Here is a 16,121-nt window from a genome sequence, read left to right as displayed (position 1 = left end):
CCTCTTTAGTCTGCCCTTCCTATGATGAGGGAGGAGGACGGGGCGGTCCATCCCATTAATGGTGACGCCCGCGGGCAAGCGGAAAGCTGTCGCGTATCTCATGGTTGCCCACGGGATGAGCGAACGGCGGGCGTGTAAAGCCATCGGCTGCTGCCGCATGACCATCAGATATCTGACAATCCGGGCGGACGATGCCGTCCTACGGCAGCGCATGCGGGCGATCGCCCACGAACGCCGTCGTTTTTGTTTGTCGGCGCCTGCACGTGCTGCTCAACCGGGAGGGCTACCTGGTCAAACCACAAGAAGCTGTTCCGGGGAAGAGAGGCTTGCGGTACGCCGCCGCGGCGGCCGCAAGCGGGCCGCCCTTGGGACCCGGGCGCCAATGACGGTGCCGATGGCCCGCAACGATCGCTGGTTGCTCGACTTCGTGTCGGATCAGCTGACCTGCGGCCGCCGCTTCAGCGTCCTCACCGTGGTCGATGACTGCACCCGCGAGTGCTTGGCGCTAGTCGCCGATACCTCGCTCTCCGGCATCCGCGTGGCGCGGGAACTGGACCGGCTGATGTTCGAGCGCGGCGAGCCCAGGATGGTGGTCAGCGACAACGGCACCGAGCTCACCAGCAACGCCATCCTGACATGGGCCGATCAAAGCCCCGTCGGTTGGCATTACATCGCGCCGGGCAAGCCCATGCAGAATGCGTTCATCGAGCGCTTCAATGGCCGGCTGCGGGACGAACTGCTCAACGAGACGCTGTTCACGTCACTGGCGCAGGCCCTCGTCGCGCTCGGATGCGGGCGGGCCCACTACAACGACGCACGACCACACTCTCAGCTCGGATGGAAAACGCCGTCCGAGTTCGCCGACACCTGCCATCCGCGACGGGATCTGGCGCTGTGCGTTATGCCGAAGGCTCTGCGCCAGCTCCCGTCGCTCCCCCAACTGGGCAAATCCAACGACCGGGGCGAACTCAGGGCTGGATAAAACTTGGGGCAAGGTCAGCACGTGCGGATGCAGGTCAATGTGTTGGGTGCCGAGCGTCGGCGGCGATGGAGTTACGACGAGAAGGTCCGTCTGTCGAGGAGACGTTTGCAGGCCGGCGAGACGGTCTGCGGCGTCGCGCGCCGGCATGGGGTGGCTCACGACTTCCAGCTCTTCGAACGTCAGCGCCAACTGCGCTTGCGGGTAAATCCGCGCACCGTCGTCGGTTTGCCACAGCCTCTTCCGCCGCCAGCTCGTCCCCGGTGGCGTCAGATCTGACGCTTTAGCTTGGCGATCTGCAACTTCTGCTGCGCAATCAGTGCCTCGCATAGCTTGCTGTTCCGGCAGGCGCGCCAAGCCGCCTGGGCGGTGATGCGGTGCCAGCTCTGGTTCCTGTCGAGATCACACGTGCACCGGCATCGATCAGCACGTCGCAACTGGCGTCTTCGCCTCCTAAGCAACGCGCAACGGCTGGAATCATCGAGATCGAGCTTAGCGGCGGCTGTCGTGTTCGCGTTGATCGCGACGAGCTGCAGCGGGTTTTTGAGCTTCTGCGACGACGATGATCCCGCTCCCGAGCGGCGTCAGGGTATGGATCGCGACTGGCCACACCGACATGCGTCGGGCCATGCAAAGTTTGGCGCTTGCGGTTCAGGAAAGCTTGGAGCGCGATCCCCATGCCGGCGATCTCTATATCTTATGGGGCCGCCGCGGCCTTCTGGTCAAGATTCTCTCGCATGACGGCTTGGGCATGTCGCTCTATGCCAAGCGCCTGGATCACGGCAGGTTCATCTGGCCGTCGACGTCGGTCGGCGCGGTGTCGATCTCGGCAGCGCAAATGGCTTACATGCTCGAGGGCATCGACTGGTGGACTCCCCAACTGAGCTGGCGGCCGCAGAGCGGGGGCTAATCCAGGAAAATCCTCATATTGCCGACATTTGGGAGTCCCAATGCATTCAATCTGTGATTCACTGCGTCGCATGAATGCGGATCGCGACGCCGCTCCGGATGACGTTGCCGCCCTGAAGGCGGCGCCGGCAGCCGAGCGCGCTAAGGGTACGGAGATCGCCGCCGAGCTCGCGGTCGCCCGTGCGAAAGCGTCGGAAGACGCGCCGAGTGGCCAGACCTTCCCGGAGCACCTGAACTCAGGACTGGATAACACTTGGGGGCGAGGTCACGATAAATGTCAGTGGCTAGTTTGATGATGTTGTCGCAGCCGCTACCGCCGGGAATGTCCGAAGTTTTGTGTAAGCGATTTCTGTGAAGGTGGGTTTTGCGTTTGAGACATTGAAAGCTGGCATCGACGGCATGGCCGATAATTCTGCTTGGCCGGACCGAGCGGTCAAGCCCCGAAGCCGCGCAGCGGCGCGCCGCAGGCGCGGGGCTTGACGGCGAAGGTTCGGTCCAAACGATCATGGTCGGCGCCGTGATGTCGGTTGTGATCATCAGCGCGCTGTTCCGGGAAACCGCGCGCCGAAGTGGATGGCGAACTGCCCCATCGCGGCAGTCCATTCAACCGGTCGCCGCCAATAAACGCCAGCGTTCCTGAGGGCGAGATACAACAGCTTGAGCGCCGCCTCGTCGGTCGGGAAGCTGCCGCGGGTCTTGATGATCTTGCGCAGCGAACGATGTAGCGCCTCGACCCCGTTTGTCGTGTAGATCATCTTTCGGATGCCAGGCGCGAAGGCGAAGAACGGCACTACGTGCTCCCACGCTTTGCGCCAGATCTGGCCAATGGCGGGATAGCGCTTGCCCCATTCGGCCTCGAACTCGGCAAGCCTCAGCGCCGCCGCGTCGGCACTCTCAGCCCGATAGATCGCCTTTCGAGGGCAGGATCGCCTTGCGGTCCTTCCAGGAGACGAAGGCAAGGCTGTTACGGATCAGGTGCACGATGCAGGTCTGCACCAGCGTCTGCGGGTAGACCGATGTGATCGCCTCGGGAAACCCCTTCAGCTCGTCGACGACGGCAATCAGGATATCGTTGACGCCGCGCGCCTTGAGTTCGTTGACGACCCGCAGCCAGAATTTGGCGCCCTCGGTCTGCTCGATCCAGAGCCCGAGCGTCCTTCTCGCCATCGGCATTGTAGGCGAGCGCAACGTAGACCGCCTTGTTCTTGACCAGCCCTTCGTCGCGTATCTTGACCCGCAGCGCGTCAAAAAAGACGATTGGGTACACGGCGTCGAGCGGCCGGCTCTGGCATTCCCGGACCTCATCGAGGACGGCGTCGGCCACCCGGCTAATGAGATCGGGCGAGACCTCGGCGCCTTAGAGCTCGGCCAGGTGGCCCTGGATCTCCCGCACCGTCATGCCGCGGGCATAGAGGCTCAGGATCTTGTCGTCGAAACCATCGAACCGGGTCTGCCCCTTGGCGGTCAACTGCGGCTCGAAGCTGCCGGCCCGATCGCGAGGCACGGTAATCTCGATCTCGCCATCCTCCGTCAGGATCGTCTTCGAGCTTGTCCCGTTGCGGCTGTTGCCTGAGCCCCGGCCGGCAGGATCACCCTTCTCGTAGCCCAAATGCTCGGTCAGCTCGGCTCCAAGTGCGCGCTCGATCAAGGCCTTCTTGAGCTGCTTGAACAGCCCATTCTCGCCGGTCAGGTTTTCGGGCTTGCTGTAGTTCGCAAGAAGCTGGTCCAGCAGTTCAGGGGTAATCGTCGTATCGGTGGTCATGTGAGTCTCCAATTAAGGTAAACTCACAGAAACCTCCTTACACATCGTTCCGGACACCCTCCTACCGCCCCGCTCGCAGAGGAGGTCCGTAACGCACAGAGCCGTGGCACGAGCCACTATCGGTCGCAGCTATTTTATCAGACAAGACTCTGCATAAGAGTCGTTGAGGTCCGCGATCGCCTTGCGGATGGCCCCGTTGAGTTCGTCAAGCGAGAAGAAGCGCCGGTTCCGCAGCCGCGCCAGCACAAACCGCTGGACGATCTGCACCGCCACTTCCACCTTCGCCTTGTCGCGTGGTTTGCGCGGACGCGTGGGCAGGATCGCGGTGCCGTAGTGCTCGGCCAGCTCCTGGTAGGTGCGGTTGATGCCCGGCTCATAGCGACAGGTGGCGGTGACGCCGGCCTTCAGATTGTCGCAGACGATCGCCTTCGGCACGCCGCCGATCGCGCGCAACGTATTGGCGTGCAGCCCGATCCAGTCGGCCAGCCCTTCCGACCAACGCGCCTCGGCAAAGGTGTAGTTGGATGCTCCTAGCACCGCGACGAAGACATGGGCCAGCCGCTGCGCGCCGGTCGCGGCGTCGAACACCGGCACCGTGTCGCCCGCGAAGTCGACGAACAGCTTCTCTCCAGGCCCATGCGTCTGCCGCATGGTCGGCGAGATCGCCTCGCTCCATTCCCGGTAGAGATCGCAAAACCGGCTGTAGCCATAGCCGTCGGCGTGCTCCGCGCGATATTCCTCCCACAACAGGAGCAACGTCACGCTGCGCCGCTTCAGCTCCCGGTGCACCGCCTTCCAGTCGGGCAACGGCCGCGCCGGCTTCTCCTCGAATGTCGGCGGCGTGAACAGCCGGCGCTCGAGTTCGCCGTCGTCCATCCCTTCCGGCACCGGCCAGGTGATGCCGATCACGGCAGCCCGCCGCAGATACTCGCCAACCGTCGATCGGCTGATGCCGACCGTGACGGCGATCTGCCGCTCGCTCACGCCAAGGGCGTGCCGCAGTCTCAAAACTTCTCGAACCTTCCGCATCGGCGCTCTCTCGGCGGGCATCAGACCTTCCCTTGCTTGGTCGCAAAGGTGGGCTGGTCCGCGATTCGATCGCCGTCTTCGAGAGCGTCAGGCGGTCTCAACAGGGTGGCCGGCTTCGATCGGAATGGGTGGCCGACTTCCGTCGGAATCGGTGGCCGGATTGCGTCGGAATACTGGAGGGTTCAAATAGGTCCCGCGTCGCAGATCTCGCCGCAAGTCCAGCGCGGGACCTATTTGAAGCTGGATTGAACGAAGCCGCGTCTTGTGAGCGAGGACCTATGGGGGCTCGATCTAGGCGCCGGTAGGCGCGATTGACCCGATGTCGGGCCCGCGAGCGAGTGTGGCCGCAGATTGCCGTTGATATTGGCAGCAGAGGATGCCGGCGTCGATAGCGTCGAACGGCGCGTCAAGCCCAAGCGGCTGACTATCGCCCGTTCGCCGCGCGTTGTGAGCGTGCTTGATCGTTCCGACGGAGAACGTCGGCATGGCGATGCCTGCAGTGGGAGCGAACAAGTCGAGGTAGTCGGTCATGATGTATCGCAGCGAGGTGCTGCGCGTCGCGGCGTTTGCGCACGCGGCACAGGCCCAATCTCGACCATGCGGCCTCCGCAGATGGGGCACAAGTCGAGGCGGTGACCAATGAGGATGGCGCAGCGCTCACGATAGTCGACAGCTTCGGCAGGCGGAGGCGGCTCTGGCGCCTTTAGCGCCGCTCGGATGCGCGCGAGTTTGGCGACGCGGCAGGCGTTCGCCAGGAAGCCAAAATGACGGATGCGGCGAAACCCCTTCGGCAATACGTGGAGCAGAAAGCGACGAAGGAACTCCTCAGTGTCGAGCGTCATCACTTTGGATCTGTTGCCAGCGCGATAATCCTTCCACCGGAAGCGGACGTGGCCCTGGTCACAGGTAAGGAGCCGGCCGTTGGCGATTGCAACGCGATGGGTGTAGCGCCCGAGATAGGCCAGAACCTGTTCTGGTCCGCCGAAGGGACGCTTGGCGTAGACGACCCACTCGACCTTGCGGAGGGCGGTTAGATGGCGGGCGAATGCCGCTGGCTCGACGAGGTGCGCGAGATGGCCGAAGAACTGGAGCTTGGTGCCATTGAACGCCGCCTGCAGGCGCTCCAGGAACAGCCGACGATACAATCGTGACAGGACGCGAACGGGAAGGAAGAAGCCGGGGCGACAATGAACCCAGCTTCCATCAGGGGCGATCCCGCCGCCTGGCACGAGGCAATGGGCATGCGGATGATGCGTCAGGGTCTGGCCCCAGGTATGGAGAATGGCGATCATCCCGGTCTCGGCACCGAGATGCTTCGGGTCGGCGCTGATGAGACGGATCGTCTCGGCTGCTGCCTTGAGCAGGATGTCGTAGACCGCCGTCTTGTTCTGCAGCGCGATGGCGGCCACCGGCGCCGGCACGGTGAAGACGACATGGAAATAGGGGACCGGCAGCAGGTCGGCCTGGCGCTCGGCGAGCCATTGGGCGCGCGCGAGCGCTTGGCACTTTGGACAGTGCCGATCGCGACAGCTGTTATAGGCGACGCGGACCAGGCCGCAGTCGTCGCACCGCTCGACGTGGCCGCCGAGCGTCGCTGTGCGACACGCCTCGATGGCCGCCATCACACGGCGCTGATCGGAGGACAGCCGAGGACCCTGCGCGGCACGGAAGGCGCCGCCGTGGCGGCGGAGGATGTCCGCCACCTCGAGCACGGGGCGCATATGCGCAGCTCAGTCGGGTGGGATCACCCTGACGGAGAGTCCATCGAATGGGCTGGTCGTGCGGGCGAGCAGGTTGGTCGCAACCTGAGCGTAGCGCGCGGTCGATCCCAGGTCGGCATGTCCGAGCAGAACTTGAATGATGCGAATGTCGATCCCGCTTTCCAGGAGATGGGTCGCAAACGAGTGCCGGAGCGTATGGACAGTAATCGGCTTGGCAAGCCGAGCGCGGCGGCGGGCGGCGCGGCAGGCCGCCTGGACGCAGCGGACGCTGACATGTTCACTTGGGTCTTGGCCTGGAAATAGCCACAGCCCCGGTCGGGCTCGCATCCAGTACGTACGCAGAATCTCCAGCAGTCGCGGAGAAAGCATCGCGTAACGATCCCTGCCGCCCTTACCGTTCTCGATGTGGATCAACATTCGCTTGCTGTCGATCGAGCTCACCTTCAGGCGGACGACTTCACTAACCCGTAAGCCAGCCGCATAAGCCGTCGCCAGCACGACGCGATTGCGCACCCCTGTAACCGCGTCCAGGAAGCGCTCGATCTCTTCGGCACTAAGCACGAGCGGGAGCTTGTCGGGCTTCTGGCCACCAATGATCCGCTCGAATGCCTCCGTCTGCCCGAGTGTGACGCCGTAGAAGAACCGCAGCGCGCAGGCCACCTGATTGATGTGGGACCACGAGCGCTTTTGGCCGATGAGATGTAGTTGGTAGGCGCGGACCTGCTCGAAACTCAACCGGTCCGGGGCATAGCCGAAATGGCGGCTAAACTTTGCGATCGCATAGATATAGGATTGTTGAGTCGACGGCGACAGATTGCGGACCGTCATGTCCTCGATCATGCGCTGCCGAAGAGGGCTCATCGTAGCCATCTGGGTCTCCTGTCTTGAGAGGGGTGGTGCGAAGACCAACATCCTCTCAGACAGGACACCTCAGTTCAGCAGGTTTGCCCCCTACTGCCGCGTAGCGGGTTCGTTCAATCAGTGGCCGGCTTGCATCGGATTACGCATGCTGGGGCCGGCAGCCATGGCGACGGGCGACGTCTGTGACAACCGCCCCCAGCTCGAGGCTTTCCGCGGCAATCTGTGCCTTCAATTCATCCGGCCACCGCTTGCGACCTGCGCCAGCGAACACTTCAATACGCGGTGACAACGGTCGTCTTATGGTAAGCGCGAATTTCTCCGCACCTTTTGCTTTTGAGTGCCGTGATGCATGAGGTGTCCACCAAAATAGGTGGACACTGAACCTCCTCCGAATGAGTGGACACCTGTAGTAGGCTCGTTGAGCCCGGAGGTGTCGAATGGAACGTCAACGTCGGTCGTTTACCGAGGATTACAAGCGTCGGGCCGCCGAACTGGTCGCGTCGAGCGGTCGCTCGATCGGGTCGGTTGCTAAGGAGCTCGGTCTGCGGGATTCGGTGCTGCGACGGTGGGTAGATAAGCTCCGGCAGGAGCCGGGATCGGCGGCGTGGCGACCCACCACGCAGGCGACGCCGATGCCGGCGGACCAGGCTTCGGAGATCGCCCGCCTACGTCAGGAGAACGAACGGCTGCGCATGGAGCGCGACATTTTAAAAAACTGTCCAGCGTCGTGGCGCGCCTGCGCGGAATAGAAACAGCCTTGTGCTATCCTTTAGCTCGGAGGGTAGCGGCCGTCAGCTTATTGGAGGCGCTGTCCCCGTTAAAAAACGTGGTCCATGGGCGCATGCGGACTTGAGAGTGGTGACGCCGTTTCGACGGCGATCCCGATTAGGAAGATGACAAATTGGCATAGCCCTGACCCTCCAGCCCATCATCGGACGGAGGAGTTGCGATGCCTAACAGGACAACCGACCGCGGCCCGGACCTAAAGCTGGTCAACCTCGGCGCGGCCCTATCGATATCGGATCAAAGATGCACATGGCCGCGGTAAACCCGGCCTGCACCGACAAGCCAGTGCGTGCATTCGGCACATTCACGCAAGACCTGCATGAACTGGCGGACTGGTTCAAGATGTGCGGCGTGACCAGTGTCGCGATGGAATCCACTGGGGTCTATTGGATCCCAGTCTACGAGATCTTAGAACAGCGCGGGTTTGAGGTCATTCTGGTCAACGCGCGGTACGCCAAGAATGTACCTGGCCGTAAAACCGATCTCAGCGATGCCGCTTGGTTACGCCAGCTCCACTCCTATGGCCTGTTACGGGGCAGCTTCCGACCCGATGCCGAGATCGCAACGTTGCGAGCCTATCTACGCCAGCGCGAGCGGCTCGTGGAATATGCTGCCGCCCATATCCAACATATGCAAAAGGCTCTGATGGAGATGAACCTGCAGCTCCATCATGTTGTGTCGGATATCACCGGCGCGACCGGCATGCGGATTATCCGAGCCATTGTTGCAGGCGAACGCAATCCCGACGTCCCGGCAACCTATCGGGACGTGCGCTGCCACTCATCGATCGAGACGATCCGCGCAGCGCTCGTAGGCAATGACCGCCACGAACATGTTTTCGCGTTAGCTCAATCACTGGAGCTCTACGACGTTTATCAGGCAAAGATGCTCGACTGTGATCGCAAGCTCGAAGTCCTGATCAGTGCATTGAACACCAAAGGAGCAAGACCGGTCGGAAACCTAGCCAAGCCGCGCGTAAAGACCAAGCAGGTCAACACCCCCACCTTCGATGTCAGGACCGCACTGTACAGAGTGCGGGGCGTCGATTTGACTGAGATCCACGGGTTGGGTCCGTCGCTCGCATTGAAGCTCATTGGCGAGTGCGGTATCGATCTAACGGCATGGCCGAGCGCCAAACACTTCACTTCCTGGCTCTGCCTCGCACCCGGCAACAAGATCTCCGGCGGCAAGGTGCTGTCTTCGCGCACACGGAGATCTTCAAGTCGCGCAGCTGCGTTGTTGCGTTTGGCAGCCACAACCGTGGGGCGGAGCGAGACAGCGCTGGGAGCATTCTATCGCCGGTTGTCAGCACGTGCGGGTAAATCGAAGGCGGTGACGGCGACGGCTCGCAAGATTGCGGTTTTATTCTACAACACACTCCGGCACGGCATGAGCTACAAGGATCCTGGCGCCGACCAATATGAGCAGCAATATCGTAGCCGCGTCCTCGCCAACCTACAGCGCCGGGCGAAATCGCTAGGCTTCGTGTTGCAGGCCATCCCGGGCGACGCCAATCCGGCTGTTTCTTAGGAAGTCGATCGCGATCTTCGTCGGAACCCGGACATGAGCTTCCGCTTCATCGAAGACCATCGCGAGACCTATCCGGTCCGCCTGATGTGCGCCGTGCTCGAGGTCTCGCCGGCCGGCTATTACGCCCGGCGCGAGCGCCCGGTGAGCGAGCGGGCAAAATCAAATGCCACGCTCCGGGCAGCGATCCGGCTGGTCCATCAAGACAGCAGCGGACGCTACGGCAGCCCCCGCGTCCATGCCGCCCTGCGGGCGCAGGGCCGTGGTCCCAGTCGCGGTCGAATTGAACGGATGATGCGTCGGTACGGTATTCGCGCCATCATGGCACCGCCGCGCCGTGTGCGCACCACCGACAGCCGCCACGGTCTGCCGATCGCACCGAACCTGATCGCGCGGGACTTCACCGCGGAAGACCCGAACCGGGTCTGGCTCGCCGATATCACCTATATTCCGACCGCTGAAGGTTGGCTGTATCTGGCGGCCGTCATGGACCTGTTCAGCCGAAAGATCGTCGGCTGGGCCATGCGGGATCATATGCAGGTCGAACTTGCATCTGCCGCCCTGACGATGGCGATCCAGCAGCAACTCGCGCTCAAGTCCAGAGCGATATCTTCGCCTTCATCGAGGGCTTCTACAACCGAACCAGGCTCCATTCCGCCATCGGATATATCCCCCCGATCGAAATGGAGCTAAAAGCCGCTTAACCCGTCCACTTTTTCGAGGGAAGATCAGGATCGCTTATTATGGGCAATACACCCGCTCAGCGCTTTATCCGTTGGCGCGCTACATCAACCAGACGTTAGGTATTTGGTTGAAGCGAAAGTACAAGCGCTTCCATCACCGTTTAGGACGCGCGCGTCTCTTCCTGGAGAAGATCGTGCGTGAGAACCGCAGGCTCTTTGTGCATTGGCAACTCGGCGGTGGCGGCAAGCTTGCCTGATGGGAGCCGGGTGAGGCGAGAGTCTCACGCCCGGTTCTGCGAGAGGCTGGAGGTGAAATCCCTCCGGCCTACTCACCCCACCATCCGGATCCTGGCGAAGGGCAAATGCACGACCGGCCGGATCTGGACGTATGTGCGGGATGACCGGCCGTTCGCCGGGCCTGCGCCGCCGGCGGCGGTCTATTATGCCTCGGGCAACCGACGGGGCGAACATCCTCAGATGCATCTGGCCGCCTTCGCCGGCATTCTGCAGGCGGATTGCTATGGCGGCTTCGAGCCGTTGTTCGATCCAAAAAGGAAAGCAATGCCGATCACTCCGGCATTTTGCCTGGCCCATGCGCGGCGGGGATTCTTCGAGCTGGCTGACATCGAGAAAGCCGCCCGGGAAGGCAAGGGCAAACCGGTCTCCCCGATCGCGCTGGAGGCGGTCAGGCGTCTTGACGCCCTGTTCGAGATCGAGCGCGCCATCAACGGCCGTGGTGCCGACGAGCGGCGTGCTGTGCGCCAGGAGCGGAGCAAGCCGCTGCTCGACGACATGCACGCCTGGCTGCTCCGCGAGCGAGAAAGCCTCTCCCGCTCCGCCGAGGTCCTGAAGCCCATGAACTACATGCTCAAGCGCTGGGACGGCTTCGTCCGCTTCCTCGACGATGGCAGGATCTGCTTGATCAACAATTGCGCTGAGCGTGCATTGAGAGGCATTGCCTTGGGAAGGCGCAACTGGACCTTCGCTGGCAGCCAACGTGGCGCCGACCGTGCCGCTATCATGCTGACGATGATCACGACCTGTCGCCTCAACGACGTCGATCCCAAGGCTTGGCTCGCCGACGTCCTCGCCCGGATCGCCGATCTTCCCACCTCGCGTCTGCGCGAACTGCTGCCCTGGGAATGGAAGCTCCTTCACCAAGCCGGCAAGTCCGCCGATCAGCAAGCCGCCTGACCTTCACGCAACGCCATCGTAGAACTCGCCGTGCTCGCGCGCATGCGTCAATCAGGCGGCCTTCGTCGTATGCGTACGCTCCTCAAGCGGTGGAATTGGTGAAAGCTCCTGTCGCGGCTTAGCCCCGGCGGATACCGACAGGCTTGGCACCACGATCGATGATTTCGGCGCGAAAGCCGTCGCCGTCGTACCCTTTGTCACCAATGAGGGCAGACATCGGTGGCGCGAGTTCCAAAAGGGCCGGCGCTGCGGCTATATCTGCATCCTGGCCTGGAGTGAGATGAAATGCGCAAGGTCTGCAGTCAGGGTCGCTCAGCGCATGGATTTTCGTGGTCCGCCCACCGCGCGAGTGGCCGATCGCTTGTTCATGCTCCCCCCCTTTTCCGCCGCTCGCCGAGCGATGCGCTTGATCGAGGTGGAGTCGATGGATAAAGTCACGCCGTCCTTGCCACAGCGGGCGAGCGCTTCAAAGATCGCCTGCCAATGTCCACGCTTGGCCGAGCGATTGAACCGATTGTAGATCGTTGTGTAAGGACCGTAGTCGGGCGGACAATCGCGCCAGCGTGCGCCGCACTGAAGCATGTGAATGATACCGCTGATGATGCGCCGATCGTCATCGCGCGCCGGGCCGGTCTGGTTCATCGGCAGATGCGGCTCTATCTGAGCCCACTGCTTGTCGTTAAGCCAAAACAGCCCTTTGCGCATCGAAGTCCCCCGTGCCGAATCAACTCGGTGCGAGGGAATCAGAACCGGCTAATTAGGTACAGACCCTAAATCCAAAGATCAAATCGCTCAAGCGGCGCGCTGCACGGGGGTCCGTCAGTGGCGAACAAAACACGCTTGCTTAGATCCATAATGATGGCGGAAAGGGTACTATTCGGATACTGCGTATCCTGGTTCGGGTGACAGCAAATGGATGCCGGGTAAGAGAAATGGTCTTTGAGGCCCAACAAAATATGATCCACATCCACCTGCCCGAGCCTTGAGCGCAGATGTCGACCAAAGCGACGGGACCGAAACGGACTGTCGGGCACAAAGCGCTCCCATTCTGAAGGTATTCGTGTTCCCGGCTCAAAATGATTTGCGTGTGAAATTACCCCATCCTCAGGATAAATGTACCGTTTGTCATTGGGGGAGCTCTCAATGTTGATAATCTCGCCATCAGCATGGCCAATCAGGTAGTTCATAGAGATGTTTCGATCAGCGCGGATAATCGCGCTTATCGCGCGGTCGAATGTCGGCGCCTGAAGGATGGACCGGCACCTCAGCTTAAACGGGGCGGTCATGAGTGCCGAGCCATCAATAGGCGAAACCAAGCTGTTGCAGACTAGCCCGATCCCAGCTTCATTCAGTCCCGCTATGGGGCCGGCGCAGCCTGCTTCGAAGATGCCCAGCCATTGCGGGTTAGCGGGCGTCACTACTTTGCCTACAAAAAGGGTGCCCCGAACTGCCGCTTGCCCATCGATCGTTTGCGCCAGCATTGTTGTATTTTGCGCGGTTACCTCGGGCATTAATCCGGCAGACGTGCAGCCATCCAAAATCCCATACGATAGATCGGCGGCTCGACGTGCCATCAGGCGTAGCCAAATCTCATGCCGGACGTTAAGCATCACAACCGTATAGAGGGGCATAAAGGCAGCGTCGGCAATTCCCCTCAGCTCTTCAACGTAGTCGGGTCGTAGATCTTCAAGGAAGCGCAACCAACCAGTTGCTTCAGCTTGAATTTGCGCAAGATTAGTTCCGTTAGCGCAAAAGCGTTTTAAATAAAAGTCAGCATTGGCCGCGATTTCCGATCGCATCAGCTCTCCTTGCTGCTGTCCCCTTTCGCGGGGTATCGCAGTAAAGACGGTAAGCTTAAGACTCATTGAAAGATCTCCTTGCATTGGTATGTCCGCTTCTACGCGGTGGGCGGAGCGACGCGATAACTCGGATCGAAGTCGTGAGCCTTGTACGGTGACCCGGATGGTGTATAGAGATCCGATGGAGAGGCTGCTGGTAGCTGAAGTGCTTGGCACGCTCATTAACTCACAAGCGTATGGCATCTAGTCTAGAGAGCGGCAATCGGTGGGGCGTTAGCTCAAGACCTTCGTCGCCGGTATTGTTCCGGCCCGCAGCCCGCAAATGCAACGACGTTAGACGATCAGTTCAGGTCCGGCGTTACGTCTAACAATTGCTTAAGTTCATAGCCTGTCATCCAGAACAGCCAATCGTTAGCGACGATATTCTCTTGCACCAGGTGAATGTCTGCTCCGCCTGGTTCATTGTGAACCGGATCATAGACGTTCTTATCCAACGACCACCGCCCAGCTAGGCCACAGAGAAAGTCGGGAGCCCACATCGCAAGACTGACGCCACGCATAGTCCCCGTCATGATCTTGAGCAGGCCCGAGCCCCTGAAGTCGGGGCGGATCCAGATATCCCCGTGGTACACCACTTTACCTGTAATGCTGCGCGCCATCTGAGCAGTACAAACGCAGCGATCTTCAGGATGTGCATCTATCGTCGGATTCGCATAGAAGAACTTCAGCGTTTCGAGGTGTGCTGCAAGGGTGGTTTGCGACAGGTCATAGAAGCGCGCGGCCTCGACGAGCGCCACTTTGTTTTCCTTATCAAAACCCACAAGCCAATACCCTTCGCCCGTTCGAATCGGTGAGCGGTCTGGCCGAAAGATGGGATAAGTATTGGGTTTGTCTGCTAGCGAGGCTGTGATCGCGATGTACTCGTTGAAATCACACCCAATGGAAAGCCTGATGCCCATTTTCGCGGCCGCGTCATCGTAAACCTGGAGAAAGCGCAGCAAGGGATTCAAGGTGTATGTCATATTTGTTAGTCCTCTGTGTGAGGCTGGTTGTATCCTTTTATCGATCCTCACTGCTCGGCCGCAAGAGATTCCTGCCTATCTACTCTTGTAGGGTGAGTGATCTAGGCCGACCGCTCGTAGCTAGGAAACGTTCTCTTCCTGGATTGCCTAAGGAAAACCATGCTGTGAAAGCGACGGCCGTGCGGACGGCATGTCCTATCGTTAGGAGCAATAGGATTGAGGCGACGCCGATCCTATGCCAGGATCATGCGTAAACTCGGCGTGAGCCGCAACGAGCTGTTCGCACAGATCGACAAGCCGGCGCTCAACGCCCTGCCGCCGATGCCATATCAGTATGCCGAGTGGAAGAAGTGCCGAGTCGCGCCCGACTATCACGTCGAGATCGCCGGTCACTACTACTCGGTGCCCTCGCGTCTGATCCGCGAAGAGCTCGAGGCGCGCGTCACCGACAGGACGGTCGAGATCCTGCACAAGGGCAGCCGGGTTGCCAGCCACGCCCGCTCTGACGTACCCCAATGCCACACCACGATCCCGGAGCACATGCCGAGCGCGCACCGGCGTTATGCCGAATGGACCCCGGCGCGGATCAAGCGAGAAGCCGCCAAGATCGGCCCTGCCACGATCGCTCTCGTCGAAGCAATCATGAAAGCCAAACCACACCCCGAGCAGGGCTTCCGGGCTTGTCTCGGCATTTTGCGGCTCGCGCGCAGCTACGGCTCGGCCCGCATCGAGGCCGCCTGCCAGCGTGGCAACGACATCGGCGCGACCACCTACGGCTCGATCAAGTCGATCCTGCAGCACGGGCTCGATCGCGCCTACGCCAACGAGAGACCGCCAGACGGCCCACCGATCCGACACGGCAATATCCGCGGCACCGATTACTACCAGTGAAGAAAGGAGAGACGATGTTGACACATCCCACCCACGACCGCCTCGTCGCGCTCGGGCTTACCGGCATGGCGAAGGCCCTCGACGAACAGCAGCGACAACCCGACATTGCCGCGCTGGCCTTCGAGGAGCGCCTCGCACTGCTCGTCGACCGTGAAGCGACCGAGCGCGAGAACAAGCGGCTGGTTGCTCGGTTGCGGTTCGCAAGTCTCCGGCAGAACGCCGTCGTCGAGGATATCGACATGAAGGCGCCGCGCGGGCTCGACAAGCCGCTGTTCCAAAAGCTCGTCGCTGGCGAGTGGATCGACCGGCATCAGAACCTGCTCATCATCGACCCGACCGGCGTCGGCAAGAGCTGGATTGCTTGCGCCTTGGGCCACAAGGCCTGCCGGGACAACCGCTCCGTGCTTTATCAACGGCTGCCGCGGCTGTTCGAGGCGCTCACTCTCGCGCGGGGCGACGGCCGCCACGCTCGCCTGCTCAGGACCCTGGCGCGCGTCGAGCTTCTGGTCCTCGACGACTGGGGACTTGCCCCGATGACTGCCGAGCAGCAACGCGACCTGTTGGAGATGATGGAGGATCGCCATGGCCGCGGCTCGACCTTGGTGACAAGCCAGCTCCCGGTCGAGCATTGGCACGAGCTCATCGGCAACCCAACCATTGCCGACGCTATCCTCGATCGCCTCGTACACAACGCCCACAGGCTCAATCTCAAGGGCGAGAGCCTGCGCAAAGCCGCCGCCAAGCGTCAGACGCTTGACGACGAGCCCGCCAACTGACCTGATGACGACGTCGTCGCGAGACCCCGCCTCGGCAGGCGGCCGGGATCATCGGAATCCACGGCCGGCTTCAATCGGTACAGGCGGCCGGCTTCGCCCGGAATCCGCGGCCGACTTCGTCGGAATACGCACCCAGCAGGTGCACGACTGGCGACGCCGGGCACGTTTGGGCCAGTTGGTGC

At 61.5% G+C, this 16,121-nt stretch carries 13 protein-coding genes and 6 pseudogenes; 10 read left to right on the top strand and 9 right to left on the bottom strand.

The genetic code is table 11. The annotated features are described in order from the left end of the window. Nucleotides 1–58 precede the first annotated feature (58 nt). From AC0WRY_RS38330 to tnpB, 3 genes and pseudogenes are all read left to right on the top strand, one after another. Nucleotides 59–982 (top strand): annotated as a pseudogene (locus tag AC0WRY_RS38330) (IS3 family transposase); the annotation flags it as partial. 27 nt (nt 983–1,009) lie between these two features. After that, a pseudogene (locus AC0WRY_RS38325) lies at nt 1,010–1,111 on the top strand (hypothetical protein); the annotation flags it as partial. 430 nt (nt 1,112–1,541) lie between these two features. Next, entirely contained in the window at nt 1,542–1,889 is a 348-nt protein-coding gene (gene tnpB / locus AC0WRY_RS38320) for an IS66 family insertion sequence element accessory protein TnpB (protein WP_128929859.1), read from the top strand. Nucleotides 1,890–2,424: 535 nt separating this feature from the next. Here the strand turns inward: tnpB and AC0WRY_RS38315 are convergent. The 6 genes and pseudogenes from AC0WRY_RS38315 to AC0WRY_RS38290 form a co-directional block, all read right to left on the bottom strand. Beyond that, nucleotides 2,425–3,650 (bottom strand): annotated as a pseudogene (locus AC0WRY_RS38315) (IS256 family transposase). Nucleotides 3,651–3,779: 129 nt separating this feature from the next. Next, nucleotides 3,780–4,679 (bottom strand): IS21 family transposase, encoded by a 900-nt coding sequence (gene istA / locus AC0WRY_RS38310; RefSeq protein WP_164934314.1) that lies wholly within the window; start codon nt 4,677–4,679, stop codon nt 3,780–3,782. A 291-nt stretch (nt 4,680–4,970) separates the two neighbouring features. Beyond that, nucleotides 4,971–5,210, bottom strand: a complete 240-nt coding sequence (locus AC0WRY_RS38305) for a hypothetical protein (RefSeq protein WP_128929832.1) — start codon at nt 5,208–5,210, stop codon at nt 4,971–4,973. Beyond that, complete coding sequence (locus tag AC0WRY_RS38300; RefSeq protein WP_128929833.1) at nt 5,207–6,400, bottom strand: IS91 family transposase; 1,194 nt, start codon at nt 6,398–6,400, stop codon at nt 5,207–5,209. The genes AC0WRY_RS38305 and AC0WRY_RS38300 overlap by 4 nt, the downstream gene beginning before the upstream one ends. A gap of 9 nt (nt 6,401–6,409) precedes the next feature. Then, entirely contained in the window at nt 6,410–7,270 is an 861-nt protein-coding gene (locus tag AC0WRY_RS38295; RefSeq protein ID WP_164935788.1) for a tyrosine-type recombinase/integrase, read from the bottom strand. 130 nt (nt 7,271–7,400) lie between these two features. Further along, nucleotides 7,401–7,532 (bottom strand): transposase, encoded by a 132-nt coding sequence (locus AC0WRY_RS38290; protein WP_371746382.1) that lies wholly within the window; start codon nt 7,530–7,532, stop codon nt 7,401–7,403. A 166-nt stretch (nt 7,533–7,698) separates the two neighbouring features. Between AC0WRY_RS38290 and AC0WRY_RS38285 the strand changes: the two genes are divergently transcribed. The 5 genes and pseudogenes from AC0WRY_RS38285 to tnpC all read left to right on the top strand — a co-directional run. Further along, a complete protein-coding gene (locus tag AC0WRY_RS38285) occupies nt 7,699–8,010 on the top strand; it encodes a transposase (protein ID WP_128929863.1) in 312 nt (103 codons plus the stop codon). Nucleotides 8,011–8,272: 262 nt separating this feature from the next. Further along, nucleotides 8,273–9,577, top strand: coding sequence for an IS110 family RNA-guided transposase (locus AC0WRY_RS38280; protein ID WP_128929864.1), 1,305 nt, complete (start codon nt 8,273–8,275; stop codon nt 9,575–9,577). 30 nt (nt 9,578–9,607) lie between these two features. Then, nucleotides 9,608–10,267, top strand: a pseudogene (locus tag AC0WRY_RS38275) (IS3 family transposase); the annotation flags it as partial. Nucleotides 10,268–10,349: 82 nt separating this feature from the next. Further along, nucleotides 10,350–10,514, top strand: a complete 165-nt coding sequence (locus AC0WRY_RS38270; RefSeq protein WP_164934318.1) for a hypothetical protein — start codon at nt 10,350–10,352, stop codon at nt 10,512–10,514. Nucleotides 10,515–10,593: 79 nt separating this feature from the next. Continuing rightward, a pseudogene (tnpC, locus tag AC0WRY_RS38265) lies at nt 10,594–11,451 on the top strand (IS66 family transposase); the annotation flags it as partial. A gap of 136 nt (nt 11,452–11,587) precedes the next feature. Here the strand turns inward: tnpC and AC0WRY_RS38260 are convergent. From AC0WRY_RS38260 to AC0WRY_RS38250, 3 genes and pseudogenes are all read right to left on the bottom strand, one after another. Beyond that, nucleotides 11,588–12,156: pseudogene (locus AC0WRY_RS38260) on the bottom strand (IS5 family transposase); the annotation flags it as partial. Between the two features lie 65 nt (nt 12,157–12,221). Next, nucleotides 12,222–13,316: a C45 family autoproteolytic acyltransferase/hydrolase gene (locus AC0WRY_RS38255; RefSeq protein ID WP_164934298.1), complete on the bottom strand. Its 1,095-nt coding sequence runs from the start codon at nt 13,314–13,316 to the stop codon at nt 12,222–12,224. A 275-nt stretch (nt 13,317–13,591) separates the two neighbouring features. Continuing rightward, the gene (locus tag AC0WRY_RS38250) at nt 13,592–14,272 is read right to left on the bottom strand and encodes a hypothetical protein (RefSeq protein WP_128929867.1); all 681 of its coding nucleotides are present in this window, start codon (nt 14,270–14,272) and stop codon (nt 13,592–13,594) included. A 216-nt stretch (nt 14,273–14,488) separates the two neighbouring features. Between AC0WRY_RS38250 and AC0WRY_RS38245 the strand changes: the two genes are divergently transcribed. Together AC0WRY_RS38245 and istB are read left to right on the top strand one after the other, a co-directional pair. Next, nucleotides 14,489–15,163, top strand: coding sequence for a transposase (locus tag AC0WRY_RS38245; RefSeq protein WP_164939080.1), 675 nt, complete (start codon nt 14,489–14,491; stop codon nt 15,161–15,163). A 14-nt stretch (nt 15,164–15,177) separates the two neighbouring features. After that, entirely contained in the window at nt 15,178–15,939 is a 762-nt protein-coding gene (istB, locus tag AC0WRY_RS38240; protein ID WP_128929869.1) for an IS21-like element helper ATPase IstB, read from the top strand. The last annotated feature ends 182 nt before the right edge of the window (nt 15,940–16,121 follow it).

Source organism: Bradyrhizobium sp. T-12, assembly GCF_058314695.1.
This window is presented reverse-complemented; position numbering and strand designations above follow the sequence as displayed.

Excerpts from the sequence above, each read along its gene's own strand:
- tnpB (WP_128929859.1), top strand. The coding sequence starts at position 1,542 with ATGATCCCGCTCCCGAGCGGCGTCAGGGTATGGATCGCGACTGGCCAC.
- istA (WP_164934314.1), bottom strand. The coding sequence starts at position 4,679 with ATGCGGAAGGTTCGAGAAGTTTTGAGACTGCGGCACGCCCTTGGCGTG.
- AC0WRY_RS38305 (WP_128929832.1), bottom strand. The coding sequence starts at position 5,210 with ATGACCGACTACCTCGACTTGTTCGCTCCCACTGCAGGCATCGCCATG.
- AC0WRY_RS38300 (WP_128929833.1), bottom strand. The coding sequence starts at position 6,400 with ATGCGCCCCGTGCTCGAGGTGGCGGACATCCTCCGCCGCCACGGCGGC.
- AC0WRY_RS38295 (WP_164935788.1), bottom strand. The coding sequence starts at position 7,270 with ATGGCTACGATGAGCCCTCTTCGGCAGCGCATGATCGAGGACATGACG.
- AC0WRY_RS38285 (WP_128929863.1), top strand. The coding sequence starts at position 7,699 with ATGGAACGTCAACGTCGGTCGTTTACCGAGGATTACAAGCGTCGGGCC.
- AC0WRY_RS38255 (WP_164934298.1), bottom strand. The coding sequence starts at position 13,316 with ATGAGTCTTAAGCTTACCGTCTTTACTGCGATACCCCGCGAAAGGGGA.
- AC0WRY_RS38250 (WP_128929867.1), bottom strand. The coding sequence starts at position 14,272 with ATGACATACACCTTGAATCCCTTGCTGCGCTTTCTCCAGGTTTACGAT.
- istB (WP_128929869.1), top strand. The coding sequence starts at position 15,178 with ATGTTGACACATCCCACCCACGACCGCCTCGTCGCGCTCGGGCTTACC.